Annotated in this window: 12 protein-coding genes and 2 tRNA genes; 11 read left to right on the plus strand and 3 right to left on the minus strand. The window is 50.5% G+C overall.

Going from position 1 to position 14,244, the window contains the following annotated elements; translation table 11 throughout:
• Position 1: 1 nt before the first annotated feature.
• On the plus strand, positions 2–397 hold the full coding sequence (locus IEW70_RS14940) for a thioesterase family protein (protein WP_188648719.1): 396 nt from the start codon (positions 2–4) through the stop codon (positions 395–397).
• A 154-nt stretch (positions 398–551) separates the two neighbouring features.
• On the opposite strand, the gene IEW70_RS14945 is transcribed toward IEW70_RS14940, so the two are convergent.
• Complete coding sequence (locus IEW70_RS14945) at positions 552–869, minus strand: hydrolase (RefSeq protein ID WP_188648720.1); 318 nt, start codon at positions 867–869, stop codon at positions 552–554.
• A 185-nt stretch (positions 870–1,054) separates the two neighbouring features.
• Between IEW70_RS14945 and IEW70_RS14950 the strand changes: the two genes are divergently transcribed.
• Positions 1,055–1,140: transfer RNA gene (locus IEW70_RS14950), tRNA-Leu, on the plus strand.
• A 250-nt stretch (positions 1,141–1,390) separates the two neighbouring features.
• Positions 1,391–1,717 (plus strand): site-specific integrase, encoded by a 327-nt coding sequence (locus IEW70_RS18565; RefSeq protein ID WP_188648778.1) that lies wholly within the window; start codon positions 1,391–1,393, stop codon positions 1,715–1,717.
• A 71-nt stretch (positions 1,718–1,788) separates the two neighbouring features.
• On the opposite strand, the gene IEW70_RS14960 is transcribed toward IEW70_RS18565, so the two are convergent.
• Entirely contained in the window at positions 1,789–5,388 is a 3,600-nt protein-coding gene (locus IEW70_RS14960; RefSeq protein ID WP_188648721.1) for a carbohydrate-binding protein, read from the minus strand.
• Positions 5,389–5,761: 373 nt separating this feature from the next.
• On the opposite strand from IEW70_RS14960, the gene IEW70_RS14965 reads away from it, so the two are divergent.
• From IEW70_RS14965 to IEW70_RS15000, 8 genes are all read left to right on the plus strand, one after another.
• Positions 5,762–5,838: transfer RNA gene (locus IEW70_RS14965), tRNA-Pro, on the plus strand.
• A 179-nt stretch (positions 5,839–6,017) separates the two neighbouring features.
• Positions 6,018–7,019, plus strand: a complete 1,002-nt coding sequence (locus tag IEW70_RS14970; protein WP_188648722.1) for a LacI family DNA-binding transcriptional regulator — start codon at positions 6,018–6,020, stop codon at positions 7,017–7,019.
• A gap of 82 nt (positions 7,020–7,101) precedes the next feature.
• Positions 7,102–8,028 (plus strand): ribokinase, encoded by a 927-nt coding sequence (gene rbsK, locus IEW70_RS14975; protein WP_188648723.1) that lies wholly within the window; start codon positions 7,102–7,104, stop codon positions 8,026–8,028.
• Between the two features lie 53 nt (positions 8,029–8,081).
• A complete protein-coding gene (gene rbsD / locus IEW70_RS14980; protein ID WP_188648724.1) occupies positions 8,082–8,477 on the plus strand; it encodes a D-ribose pyranase in 396 nt (131 codons plus the stop codon).
• Positions 8,478–8,504: 27 nt separating this feature from the next.
• On the plus strand, positions 8,505–10,013 hold the full coding sequence (locus IEW70_RS14985; RefSeq protein WP_188648725.1) for a sugar ABC transporter ATP-binding protein: 1,509 nt from the start codon (positions 8,505–8,507) through the stop codon (positions 10,011–10,013).
• Positions 10,000–10,992 (plus strand): ABC transporter permease subunit, encoded by a 993-nt coding sequence (locus IEW70_RS14990; protein ID WP_229752023.1) that lies wholly within the window; start codon positions 10,000–10,002, stop codon positions 10,990–10,992. The genes IEW70_RS14985 and IEW70_RS14990 overlap by 14 nt, the downstream gene beginning before the upstream one ends.
• Positions 10,993–11,050: 58 nt before the next feature.
• Complete coding sequence (locus IEW70_RS14995) at positions 11,051–12,001, plus strand: sugar ABC transporter substrate-binding protein (protein ID WP_188648727.1); 951 nt, start codon at positions 11,051–11,053, stop codon at positions 11,999–12,001.
• Positions 12,002–12,531: 530 nt separating this feature from the next.
• Positions 12,532–12,906, plus strand: a complete 375-nt coding sequence (locus tag IEW70_RS15000; RefSeq protein ID WP_188648728.1) for a hypothetical protein — start codon at positions 12,532–12,534, stop codon at positions 12,904–12,906.
• 225 nt (positions 12,907–13,131) lie between these two features.
• On the opposite strand, the gene IEW70_RS18720 is transcribed toward IEW70_RS15000, so the two are convergent.
• On the minus strand, positions 13,132–13,395 hold the full coding sequence (locus tag IEW70_RS18720) for a four-helix bundle copper-binding protein (protein ID WP_505712055.1): 264 nt from the start codon (positions 13,393–13,395) through the stop codon (positions 13,132–13,134).
• Between the last annotated feature and the right edge of the window lie 849 nt (positions 13,396–14,244).

Below are 14,244 nucleotides of genomic sequence, written 5' to 3' on the forward strand. Positions count from 1 at the left end.
GATGAAACCAGGGTTGCTGCCGGGAATTCGTGAAACGATGGAGGTCAGAGTGACCCGGGATATGACGGCTGCTTTTGGAGGAGTGGAAGTTCATCCCGTCCTGTCTACGGTATCCATGGTGTATTACATGGAGTGGGTGGGCCGCCGCATCCTCCTCCCTTACCTGGAGGAACACGAAGAAGGTGTAGGGGGTGTCATCTCCGTCCGGCACAGGGCTCCCGCTCCCGTTGGTTGTTCCGTTATCTTCACCGCGGAAGTGGTTAAAGTGAAGTTGAACAAAGTGATTTGCCGCGTCCAGGCAGAGCACACCAAAGCGATCATAGGAGAAGGAGAATTTGTTCAAGCTGTGCTGCCAAAGCGAGTTATTGAGGAACGAATCCGCGACATGAAGCAGTAAGGATGTTAAGGAATAGCACATGGGATTGCTGCTGGTAGACAGTTTTTTTCCGATTAGCGGCCTTTGGGAAAAATGGGACCGAGGCAAACAATGTACATCACAGGTTTTCTTTTTGTTCCCGCCTCGGTCCGTCTTATTGGGTGTGAATCTGGGATTAGATCAAATTCATCTCTTTCATTTGGCGTTTGGTCGTATCCGTACCCAGTTGATACACTCTGTCGTAGATCGATTGCAATGTGTCTTCATAATCTGCACTCTGTCCCTTTTGGTCCTTGGACAAAAACGGAATATGGGAGATCCAAAAAGTTTTGGTATCTGCTTCGGCGTTTCGAGTCATCAGAGCATGAAGATCCCGCACTTCATCCTCGTCGGCTTCGATCTCAAATTGATAAGGGGAAGCCCCTTTTTGCTGAGAGATTTCTCCAGAAATCTCTCCGGAGTGGACGGAAACGTAGTATTTCTTTTTATCCATGGGGCACACTTCCTCGGTTCCGCTGTACGTGATATTAACTCTAGGATGTGTGACTTCGATGATTTTATTCCGGTTAAATATCAGAAAAAACAAATCAAAAATATCCCTTGACTTTTACCTGTGAGGATTCTATAATAACAATTGTCGCCGCTGACGCGGGACAACAAAAACCGACAACACAACTTGCCGAAGTGGCGGAATTGGCAGACGCGCACGACTCAAAATCGTGTTCCCTCGTGGAGTGTGGGTTCGACTCCCACCTTCGGCACCAAAACTACAGTAACGACGCGGGTTTTCGACGATTGAGTCGGCCCGCGTCTTCGTATTATTCACCGAAAAAATAGTGCGTGGGAATAATGCGAAGTGTTTCGGGGACATGCGTACGATTCAAATCGAACGAAGGAGGAGTAATACGCTATGTCCCGTAGACGCAAAAATACCCTCGCACCTGAAAATGTGGGCGCAGAGTCCCTCACAACGGATTTTGAAATGGCCCGCGATGCCTTTCTCCGCATTGCAGAATCCGTAACCTCTCTGAACATACCGTTAAATACTACCGTAATGAGTTGAACGCTCTGCAAAAATTACTCGAGCGGCAGGGCGTCAATACTGACCCAACAAAATTTACATCCCGCATGATTAAAGAAAACGTAATTCTCCGTATGATGGACGACGGCAGAAAAGAAACCGCGATCAACGCACGCATAAGGGCAATGCGATCATTCTTTAACTTTCTGGAGCACCGAATCGTACAAAATCCGATGGATGTCTTAAACGTGTGTCAGAAACAGGGCCTTCTCCAGCAGACCGAGATGAGCCCGGTAAAGTACCGGGCTCAGGCTGCATAGCAGAAGGAACCTTGTTTTTTTATTGTCTACTTGACAGAGGGAAGCTTATTCATCGGGGCTCTTTTTATACTTTACTCCGGTCGCCATTCTGCTGATAGGGGGATGGTCAGGGCATCTCCTTCCCGGATGTTATAGACAAATCCTTTGGAAAAGTCATCGGGATCCGTATAACGGCGAACCAAGGTAGTATCTCCTACTTGGAGTCGGTACTGATCCCCCTGGATGTGCTCAACGCTGCGAATGGTATACACTGCGTTTTGCTCGTTGTCATTGTGTATGTGAATCATTCGTCCTAGCAGGGACTTCGGTTGGATCGATCCGAGGGAAAGTTGGACCGTGATCTCGTTTTCTGCGCTTAAATCCCGGGTGAAAGAGAGCACGTTTCCTTCCAGTCGGGGCTTGGGTTGATGGATCAGCGGCTTTCCTTTGGTCTGCAACAGCGTACCATCACTCACAAAAGCGTAGGCAGGCGTCCCTCCTTTTTCGGAAAGGACGGCAAAAAAGCCGCGCACATGAATGCGTCCGTCGACGATGTACTCCCGGTCGGCATCAAGGGAGTTAAAGATGGTATCGACTCGACCATTTTTCAGAGTGACTTTTAACGCTGTCACCCGATCCGGCTGTTCGTCTCCTCCATCGGCGGGTGTGACGGGAACGGCTTCGATGGAACGGATATCCCGCTGGTCTTTATAGGCTTCAATGACGGAGACAAACTGGCTTTTCAATGAACTGCCGCTCCTTTTGGCCAGGAAATAACGCAGGCGATCCGGGTTGCCGGGAAGCTGAGGCGGGATCCCGTCAGCCAGAGCAGCTTCATCTACCGCGTTCAGCATGGTCAATCGCAGATGGATATCGCCCACTTCCTCCAAGACCCCCCAAGTGTCCCGGATCTTCCAATCCACGCTGAAGGGTGAAGAGGGACGGTCGTCTCGCTCCACATTTTTCAGATAGTGAAAACCGCTTCCGGCATAATCCCATCCCTCCGGCTGATCCGGTTCTTTTTGTCCAAAAGGAACATCCGGTCCGGCGTAGGTGCCCTGCTCTTGAGGAATGAGCCGGAGCCCTTCGGTGGCAACATCCCCTTCCGCGCCGTGAAAGCTGAAATGGTGTTCCTCTCCACCGTGAATCCGGAACAGATCGACGGCGTAGGAATGTTGTTTGTCGATGGGGATATAGGCTGTGGTCCGCCGGTACAGGTCCGTTTGCGGATAAACGCGGGGGGCTTCCACATCCACCAGCTGTACCCGGCCCAACGTTTCCACATGGCGGGGAATACCGCCGGTGGTATCCTTCTGCTTTGCCCGGTCCACCACTACCGTATTGTGGGCGACAGTATTGCTGACCCACTCAGTTCGGGTTTTAAAGCTGTCGGGGTAGCCCAGGTCGGGGCTCAAATCTAGTCCAAAACCGTGTATGCCCAGATTCAACGTATCTTTATGGCCGTGCCGGCCCACTTGATTGCGGCCGTAGTACATCCATATTCCCCGTTGCGAATCCGAATCACTGGAGACTTGCGCCTGCTTATTCCGGAGACTCAGTCGGAGGACCCCCATTTTGTATCCGGCAGCCGCTTTCCTTTTGCCACGGTTGACGAAAGTCAATGTGTGAGAGCCCTGGGACAAGGGTTGCCGGGCAATCGTGACCGGTTTTTCCGAGCCGGAAGGGCCATAGAAATCCAACTCCTTTACAGGTGTTCCGTCCAATTGGATCTCATAGCGGCCATAGGAGGCGGATTTCAGCGGTGTGATCGCTACCTCATAATGATCGGTTTTGGGAACATCGAAGGTAAAGCTGAGACGCTCACCCGGTTTCTTTGCCAACAGCTGTACGGCGGGGCTCTCCTCATAGTAGGATTCCGGCATATCGAATGCTTCCGGGATGTGTTTGGCCAGGTCGTCCGTCTCCATATAAAGAGAACCCAAATGGTCCGAGGTGTCGGCGGTGGCTTCCGTTTGTTTCAAATCGGAGAAGGGGTAGGTTACACCGTCTTCTTCATCCTCGTCTTGCCCATGGCGAAAGGCGGTGAAACCGAATCCCGACAGCTGTGTAGTTTTTAGTTGAAGCGGTCCTTTGTTTCGAATGACTTCCTGAATATCCCGGATGACTTTTTCCGGATCAGCGGAAAAGATATCGCCGTGGAGGTTGTCCATCGAATGGCCGTTTAACAGGTAGGCGGTTTGTGCATAGACAGGGTCGCCAAACTTTTCAAACGCTTTTACATGCTCCTGCACCGTACCCACAATGAAGGGAATACCGGTTTTATAGGAATCGCCGATCATGGGGGTGTAACGGTCTGACATGATCAAAGGATAGCGGGTATCAAACATCTTTCGGAACTTGACTTGCTTGTACAAATCGGCCTGGGGATAACGGGTATAGGAATCCAGAATGTCAGCCACTCCCTGGATTTGACGCAGCCAGTAGCTGTTGTACTCGGTCGAAGGTTCATCTCCGAATCCATCCCGGTCCACTTGATTGACAAGGGTAGCCAGGACATTGCCGCCGGTCAAGTGCCAGTCGGGATTGGAAACCAGCCCTCCGGATTGAAAGATCCAATCGATCCACTGCTCGGAAACACCGGGCTCGTCTAACACAACAGCAGCCATGGCCAATGTGCGCTGATGCATCCCAAAGTTGCCCCGGATTTTGGCTTCTTTGATCGCAGGGAAAATTTGCTTGAGCAAGCCCTCTTCGATATTTTTGCGAATGGCGGCTACGCTGTCTTTCCGGTTGGCCATCTGGTATTTTTCCGCTTTTTCCCGGAGAAAGGGAACGATCTCTGCCTGTTCCATACCGGGGAAAAAGGCATCATAGGCAGAAAGATATTCGGTGACTGCCGTCGCCTCCCAAATGCTGCCGCGGATTTTTCCTTTCCCCGTACCGCCATGGGAATTGAGAAAGCCATCGGAGGCTGGGTAAGGGGCGAGGTCCATATCCGGGTATACGTCCGCGATGCGATCCAACAGAATCGTTCCGGCTTGTGCATACTTCGCATCTCCTGTGTAGAGATAAGCATCCCGAAAAGCGCGGAGAGCATTGTCCACTATTCCTCCGTGCCATACATGCCAGTGATTGTAGTAAGCGATAAAGGTCCAGCGGTTTCCTTGTTCGTCCACCCAACCTCTTCCGTCATCTACGCCCCAGTTTTTCCCCTTTTCGGGATAGAGCTCGTTGACCAAATATTTCGGATCGGCTCGTTTGGGGTCAAAAATCCCGTGTTCGTTCAACCCGCTTTGGTAGTAAGAAGCAAAATCGTTGGTGGGAAACACATACCCGCTGCTCGGATCGACCAGTTTCCATGGTCTGTTCATCGGATCGGCCACCCAGCCCCGATAACCGTACTTTTTGTTGAATTCCTTGCCGGTGATGGGGGAACCTAATTCCAGATTGACCGCGAAACTACGGGGGATCGACTGGGGAGTGATCGTCTGCCAAAGTCGATCCAATCCCATCGACAGATACCGGTCTGCATCCTGTACGGCGTTGTCTTTGATGTCCCGCGCCCACTCAAACCGCTGGACATTTCTTCGGGCATTGGCCACTTTTTCAGCGGTATAGTAGGTGCTTTTTTTCTTGATGTAGGTTTGATCCTCGGCCCGGATTCGCTGAAGGGGAGCGGATTGTGCCAGCAGTAACACAAAGAGCAGTAGACAACTGATGGATCCTTTCATCGGAAACCCTCCTCGAATGGATTCCGAATACAAAGTTACAACATTTGTAATATTAGGCTAACTCCCTTCTGTGAAGAAGACAAGTCTATTATGTGTCCAAAAGCATGGGGATATGTTTAATCAATTAACCAAAGAATACAAATGAAGCTTCATTGTCGTCGAAATCAAGTGCCACTGTGTCATAAAGGACAGTTGAGGCAGCATATTAAAAAGGACGATACGTGTGAATAGATTTGTTGTCGATCATGGTTAAAATTTAGGGTTGCCCGAAGTGTATCGAACCCTGTATAATAGTCTCTGCGGTGTTTGTTCTTCGGCTGAAGTGCTCATGATGTTGTTGTATTTTGGTTGTAAAAGGACGCCGCACCAATAACGGGGCGTGGCTCAGCTTGGTAGAGCACCTGCTTTGGGAGCAGGGGGTCGCAGGTTCAAATCCTGTCGCCCCGACCATATAGAAACGGACCAAACGGGCCTTTTTTAGGTCCGTTTGTTTTGTTATCATTCGGTGATTGCAAAGCCAACCTGTACCAACAGAACAAAAAAGTGGTTGACAAGCCTCTCCCTTCAGCCTAGTATTAATGTAAACGTTTACATAGTAATTATATCATCGTTTTATACTGGAGCGAACCATGGTTACTATCAAAGACGTAGCAAAAAAGGCGGATGTTTCTGTTGCGACGGTGTCACGGGTGATTAACGGTTTGGGAGGCGTTCGTCCTGCCACCGAAGAGCGTATTCGAAAAGCGGTTGAGGAACTGAATTATCTCCCCAATGTTATCGCCCGTAGCATGGTGATGAAGCGGACGGAGACGATCGGTGTGATTGTCCCGGACATCGCCAACCCCTTTTTTCCTGAAGTGATCAAAGGGATTGAAGAGCAGGCGAGAGACTCCGGTTATACTCTCTTTTTGGCAAACACGGACGAGTCGGTGGAAAAGGAGCGCCAACTCCTCCATGCCTTGCGGGAACGACGTGTAGACGGGTTGATTGTGACGACAGCCGATGAACAGCACAGTCCGTTGATGGATCTGGAGCTGGGAGGCCTGCCCGTTGTGCTGGTGGATCGCCATATCCAAGATAGTCCCTACGATTCAGTGGTGATCGACAATGTAGACGGCGCTTATACGGCGATCAAGCATCTGGTTACTACAGGACATACCAAGATCGGTCTCATTGCCGGCCCAGACCACGTCACGCCCGGTCGCGAACGGACGGAGGGGTATGTGCAAGCCTTGAGGGATTTTGAAATTCCGGCAAGGGATCAATATATGAAAGAAGGGGACTTCAAAGAGGAGAGCGGATACCAGCTGGGGAAAGAATTGCTGTCGCTGTCCGATCCTCCCACCGCGATCTTCTCCGCCAATAACCTGATGACACTGGGTTTGTTAACCTGCATCCGTGATCAAGGGCGGGAGTTGGGGAAAGACATCGTCGTGGTTGGCTTTGACGATTTGGATATCGCCACTTTTGTGGATCCCCCCCTCACCGTTGTCTCACGGCCAATGCGGCAAATGGGGGAAATCGCAGCGGATATGCTGGTGGAGCGCATCCAAGGGAAGACCTTTCCAGAACCGAGAAAAGTCATACTCATTCCCCGCCTGATTGTACGATCACCGGATCGTGTGGAATAAGCTGTGTGCACACTTTTATCACGTTTGTTTTTTTATCGCAAAATGTAAACGTTTATATTTTAGAAAATTCAGGAGGATTCGGATGGCAAAAGAACCGATCATCACAGTGTTGGGAAGCATGACCATGGATTTGGTGGCCAAGGCGGGGCGGCGTCCGTTAAAAGGGGAAACGCTGATCGGTGAAACCTTTGGGATGGTGCCCGGGGGCAAAGGGGCGAATCAGGCGGTAACCGCAGCCAAGCTTGGCGTCAAAACCTACATGGTCGGTCGGTTGGGAGAGGATTTGTTTACCGAGCCCGTGTTGCAAAACCTCCGGAAAGAGGGAGTGGAGACGGAATATATCCAAATCGATCCCACTTCCGCCACGGGTATTGCGCATATCACCGTTGACGCACAGGGAGACAACAGCATCATCGTGGTGCCCCAAGCCAATGCCAATCTCAGCCGAGCCGATGTGGACCGAGTGGAGGATCTTATTGCGCGCTCCAGCCTGTTGATGTTGCAGCTGGAGGTCCCGCTGGAAACGGTTGTTTACGCGGCCCGCGTCGCCAAGAAACATCAGGTGCCCGTCATTCTAAATCCGGCGCCGGCCCAACCGCTGCCGGAGGAGCTGTATCGCTCTGTCGATGTGTTGACACCCAACGAAACAGAAACGGAGATTTTGACGGGGATTCAGGTGAATGATCTGGAGTCAGCCAAGATTGCCGCCCGGGAGTTGCTCGGCCGCGGGGTGAAAACGGTTGTAATCACCCTTGGGGAAAATGGGAGTTTGCTCGCTTCGGCGTCCGGTTTTACGCATATACCGGCCAGAAAAGTGGACGTCGTCGACACAACGGCGGCAGGCGACGCCTTCAACGGCGGGATGGCGGTGGCCTTGGCCGCCGGGAAGCCAATCCTGGATGCGGTGCAATACGGGGGAACGGTGGGAACTCTGGCCGTGACCAAGTTTGGTGCCCAATCCTCCTTGCCGTCTCTGGAAGAAGTGAACGAGTTTTTGGTTCAGCAGTAATGCTGTCTTCGTGAAGTCCATTCATCGAATCTCAGAGAAAGAAGGAATGCCCGATGAAAAAATCCGGAATCTTAAACCCCCAGTTATCCCGCGTTATCGCAGAAACGGGGCATACCGACATGCTGGTCGTCACCGATGCGGGATTGCCCATTCCCCAGGAAATCGAGCGGGTGGATTTATCACTGACTGCAGGTAAGCCCGCTTTTCTCGATGTGTTGAAAGAAGTGATCGCTGAGGTGGAAGTGGAAAAAATCATCCTGGCAGAAGAAACGGAAAAGATCAGCCCCGAAATGTATCAAGCCATTCTTGCGCTGTTTCCCGGCATCCCCGTCGAGGTCATGCCTCATACCCAGTTCAAGGAGAAGACCAAAGAGGCGAAAGCGGCGATTCGATCGGGAGAATTCACCCCTTATGCCAACATCATTCTGGTGGCCGGTGTGGTGTACTGAATTTGCCGGTGAAAGGAGCGGGTAAGAATGAGCGTTGCCTTGTTGGATCTTAGAGGGATCCAGAAATCCTTTTTGGGTGTTCAGGCGCTGGCGGGTGTCGACTTACACGTCCGTGCGGGAGAAGTGTTGGCCGTGCTGGGTGAAAACGGTGCCGGCAAGTCCACCTTGATGAAAGTGATCGCCGGTGTTCACCAACCGGATCATGGGGAGATCCGGGTCGATGGAAAGCCGGTCACCATCAAAAATACTCAACATGCGCAAGCTCTGGGGATTTCGATCATCCATCAGGAGTTCAATCTGATTCCTCATCTCAGTGTGGCAGAGAATATTTTTTTGGGCCGGGAACCGATGAAGCCCGGGAGATTATTGATTGATTGGAAAAAGATGATGGAGGAAACCCGTGCGTTGTTGAAAAAAGTGGGGCTCTCCGTTCATCCGAAGCGTTTGGTCGGTTCGTTGAACGTTGCCGAGCAACAGTTGGTGGAGATTGCAAAATCCTTGTCCTTTCAGCCGAAGGTGATCATCATGGATGAACCCACCGCGGCGCTGAATGACGAAGAAACGCACAACCTGTTTGCCATCATCCAAGAGCTGAAAGAAGCTGGCACGGGCATCATCTATATTTCCCATCGGCTGGAAGAGATCTTTCACATTTCGGATCACATCATGATTTTACGAGACGGCACCTTTGTCGATCGACTCCGAACCGATGCCGCCAACAAGGATCAAGTGGTCGCGCTGATGGTGGGGCGGGAATTGACGGATTATTATCCGGTGCTTGCGGAACCGTCGGATCAAGTGCAGATGGAAGTCCGGAATTTGTTCGCCGGGGGCAGATTGCATCAAGTTTCCTTCCGTGTTCATAAAGGAGAGATCCTCGGCATTGCCGGACTCATGGGGGCGGGGCGCTCGGAATTGGCGAAAGCGCTGTTCGGTGTGATCCCCGTCGAGGGGGGCGACATCCTTCTTAACGGGACAAAGATGATGCCCAAAAGCCCGAAACATGCCATCCGACAAGGGATCGCCATGGTATCCGATGACCGAAAGGGAGAAGGACTGGTTTTGTCCATGTCGATTGAAGAGAATCTGACCCTGGCCAATCTCGATCCGGTCATCCATTTCGGGTGGATCAATCAAAGCAAGCAAAAAGAAGTGGTTTCGCGCAATATGGAACGGCTGAAGATCAAGGCGGCCAGTTCCGAATTGCCGGTACAATTCTTGAGCGGCGGCAACCAGCAGAAAGTGGTGCTGGGCAAGTGGTTGGAAACCCGTCCTCAGGTGCTCATCCTTCACGAACCGACGCGCGGGGTGGATGTGGGAGCCAAAGCGGAAATCTATCAATTGATGAAAGAGTTGGCGGAGCAAGGGGTGACGATCCTGCTTCTTTCTTCGGAACTGCCGGAATTGATGGGCATGAGTCATCGGATCCTGGTGATGCATGAAGGGCGTATTACGGGAGAGTTTGATCGGAAAGAGGCAACACAGGAGAAAATCATGCATTGTGCGACAGGCGGTGATCAGAGTGGCGTGGCTTAATAAATATCGGACATTGTTTGTACTGATTCTCATCGTGGGAATCGCATCCTTTTTAAACGAAGCGTTTCTAACGCCGGACAACCTGTTAATCGTCGCACGACAGGTTTCGGTGACAGCGATTGTGGCAGCGGGAATGACATTGGTGATTTTGGTGGCGGGGATCGATTTGTCCGTTGGCTCCGTGTTGGCCCTTTGCGGTGTGGTGGTAGCGGGAGTACTAGGATCGACGGGGAATGTGGTCGCAGCGATTGCCGCTTCTCTGGGAGTGGGTGCCTTGTTCGGCCTGGTGAACGGGTTCCTGACCACCAAGGGTGGCATGCCGTCCTTTATCGTCACATTGGCAACGATGGCGATTGCCCGGGCCATTACTCTGGTGTTTACCAACGGGAACCCGGAAGTGATACGGGATGCTTCCTTCCGGGAAATCGGCGGCGGTTACATAGCCGGGATCCCGATTCCCGTCATTGTGATGTTTGTGATCTTCGCCGTCCTCTATCTCATGTTAAAGCACACCCGCTTTGGACGATACATCTATTCCGTCGGCGGCAATGAAACAGCGAGCCGTCTGACGGGTATCAATACCGATCGCATTATCATGGCGGCCTTTGTCTTGAGTGGTCTCTTTGCAGCCCTGGCCTCCCTGATTTATACAGCGCGGCTGAGCTCGGCGCAACCGACGGCGGGGACGGGTCTGGAGTTGGATGCGATTGCGGCGGTCATTTTGGGCGGGACAAGCCTGGCTGGCGGGCAAGGCGGTGTTGTTGGTACGTTGATCGGTGCATTTATCATGGGCATTCTCGATAACATTTTGAACTTGATGGATGTGAATCCCTACTACCAGGGAGTGGTGAAGGGCATTGTGATTATCCTGGCCGTCTACGCCGACAACAAATTCACTTCGCTCCTTCGGGCGCGCAGAAAACACCCGCCCGTTGCACAGGAAAAAGCGGCTGGCGGAGAAACGGTCAAGGGTGCATGATGGATTCATCACATTTCATGTCGGGGGATATTGATCGATTTAGAATGGGGGATGAATAATGAAAAAAGCAGGCAAGACACTGATGGTCGCGTTATTGATGGTGAGTTTGATGGCCGCTCCGATGTTGGGTTGTTCCAAAAGCGCATCCGATGCGGACGGAAAGTTGACTATTGGTTTGGCGATGAACACCTTGAATAACCCTTTCTTCGTGGCGGTAAAAGAAGGGGCCCAGGCCCGGGCCAAAGAGATCGGTGCCAAACTGATCATCACGGATGCGCAAAACAACGTGGGGACTCAGTTGAACAACATTGAAAGCATGATCCAGCAAAAACCGGATGTCATCATCATCGATCCGGCGGATTCCGATGCGATTGTCCCAGCTGTGGAATCCGCCAATGCGGCCAATATACCGGTGCTGACCATCGACCGGAAAGCCAACGGTGGAAAAGTGGCGGCCCACGTCGGTTATGATGCCGTGGATGCGGGACGGATGGCCGGCGACTGGCTGGCCAAAGAACTGAAAGGCAAGGGAAACGTTGTGGAGTTGACCGGGATCATGGGAACGGATGTGGCGCAGGATCGTCATAAAGGTTTTACGGACGTGATGAAGGAACATCCGGGGATCAAAGTGGTATCGAGCCAGACGGCCAACTTTGACCGGGGTGAAGCCTTGAATGTGATGGAGAACATTCTCCAGGCCCATAAAAAGATTGACGGGGTTTATGCAGCCAATGACGAAATGGCGATCGGAGCGGTAAAGGCCTTGGAAGATGCCGGCATGGCAGGCAAAGTGAAAGTGGTGGGGACCGACGATATCGATCCGATGAAAGAGTTGATCAAATCCGGAAAAGCCCACGCCACGGTGGCGAATCCCCCGTTTTTCCTGGGCAAGGACGCAGTAAATGCCGCCAAAAATCTCGCTGCGGGGAAGAAGCTGCAAAAAGAGGTAATTTTAAAGGCACAAACCGTCACTAAAAAGAACGTGGATAAGGTGAAAACAAAAGATTAAGGAAAGCAGAGTGCAAGCGTACGATCAACGAAGGAATGGTTACAGTAAGCCCATGGCTATAAATCCGAAGCGAAAAAGGAATGAGGCAGTGAGTAACAAGCCCGGCGATTCCGCTGGGCTTGGCTTATTGTATAAGTGAAAGTAGGGGCGTCGGACGACCTATTATCAGGATCGATCCAGGCAGGGCGAAGCAAGTCACCATGAATGGTTAATTGTAGAGGCAGGTCAATGCTTGTACGCTAAAAGCCCGGGTTTTCAGCTGACGGCAGGTAGCGGCTCGGCGGGCGAACTCTGTAGCAGTAATTGGTTCTTTCTCTTGTCCCACTGGTACCCTCTCCCTTACTTCTTCTATCAGAAGGATATCATATCTCTTTCCTTCTGCTTAGAGCAAATCCCTGCTATCGTATTCGGTTCAAAATGACATCTGGGTACCTAACATTCACTCAGCTAGGTCACCAATCGTCACCATCGAAATGCTAAGGGCATATAACTGGGAAAAAGATGTTGGCATAAAGAGAGGTGGGTCCTGGATGTCCTGCTCAGGTGATTGTGGGAAAGGAAATTTTAGACCGCAAAAAGTATCAGGTGATCGTCGTCAGTATTGTACCCCTGTCCCTTATACCTATGACCAATGTATGGCGGAATGTACATCTGGAGAAAATCCAGGTTATGTTTATGAATGTGAGCCAGTATGTCGGACGTATAAAACAAGACCTTGGTATATGCAATGTACAGGACCTATGGCATATACACCTTCAACACCTTATGGCATGAGTCAACCAGCACCTTCCAATCCATGGCCATATTTATATCCTGGAACTATATCTGTAAACCCATATTTCTCTCCTTATCAGTCCTATGTCTATCAAGGTTATCTTGGCGTAGATGATCCCATCCTCTATTAATGTTATAGAAGGCGGCGAGGATGGGGTCTCCTAAGCTGGGGGGATAAGTTTTTTCCTTTGTAGGACCATATCAAGGACATATGTGTCCCTGGGGCTGACACCGGCGTCATTTAAAAAATCACCGGCTCGTATTAAGAAGCCGGTGATTTTTTGTGTTACGCGTTTCGTTTCTCCATCGCTCGTATCAGTCGACCAAAACCAATCTCCAAGAGCAATCCGAATGAGTTAATTCAACCCGGCGAAATTTAAAGATCTTCGATGTAACGCACAAGCTTCACAAAGATCAGCACACAGCTGGTACAATGCCTGGGGATAGGCGCTTCCATGGGCCATGAACTGGCTGGAAAGCAGGCAGATTTGGGCACAACCCAGGCAGTGTTGGATAGGGGTACGGCAACGATTCATGAAATCAGATGCCACAGGGGCATTGAACCGAACATGTTTTCGGTTAAGAAAAGCATGAATGCGTTTTTTTAACCGAACTCGCATGATATCCTCGATTTTTAGTTTTAACTCGCAAACATAAGGGGGCGTCAAAATAAACTAATCGTTGTCGTACCCCAAGCTGAGCCGAAAGAATAAAAAATCCAATTCCTGAAGACAGGAGATGTATTTTTTGTTGACCGTTTTAATGGGTATTTGTATTGTACCATCGATTTGTCAAGAATAACTTTGTTGGTTATCACGTAGCCCAAAACCGCCAAAGGGTCCACCAAATCCACCAAATTGATTTGTATAAGCCGGATATTGCAAATAAGTGGACAATTCATTCACCTCTTTCCCGGTTTGATCCTGCTTAACATATTCATGTAGGTGGTTATAAGTGCATAGGGAGAGTGGATAGTATGATAACTATTCAATATGTAGTTACAATGGCTTACTGAATCACATCTTTAACGATTTTAGATAAGGGAATTATTTACTTAGGCCATCAATCTGCACTCTAACGACAATTAAAGGAACTCGGAGGCTACGCTCCCATTGGGATTTTTCCATCAACGTGGTTCTTAGCTAGGAAATCCTCAAAATGCTGTTGGCGGGGGCTATCCCATTTTTTCATTTGAGGAGATTTTGGAGCACCATCATGAAGAGCTGTCGGAAGGCGTCTATGAGATCTGCCGCTTTTTTCATGACGGACAGAATCATTTTGTCATCGCACAGGGGGGCGAGTATTGGGAATGGCAAAGGTTTGACTCCGAGTTCTTCTATGAAGGAAACTCTCAACAAAATCTACTAATACAAAATTTTGTTTGTTAGCGGGATCTCTTTTTAAAAAGTAGGTATCTTTATAAATTACACTACAATATTCCACATCCTCGAATTCTATTGCACGGAGCA

This window comes from Marinithermofilum abyssi, from assembly GCF_014641195.1.
Lineage (GTDB): Bacteria > Bacillota > Bacilli > Thermoactinomycetales > DSM-45169 > Marinithermofilum > Marinithermofilum abyssi.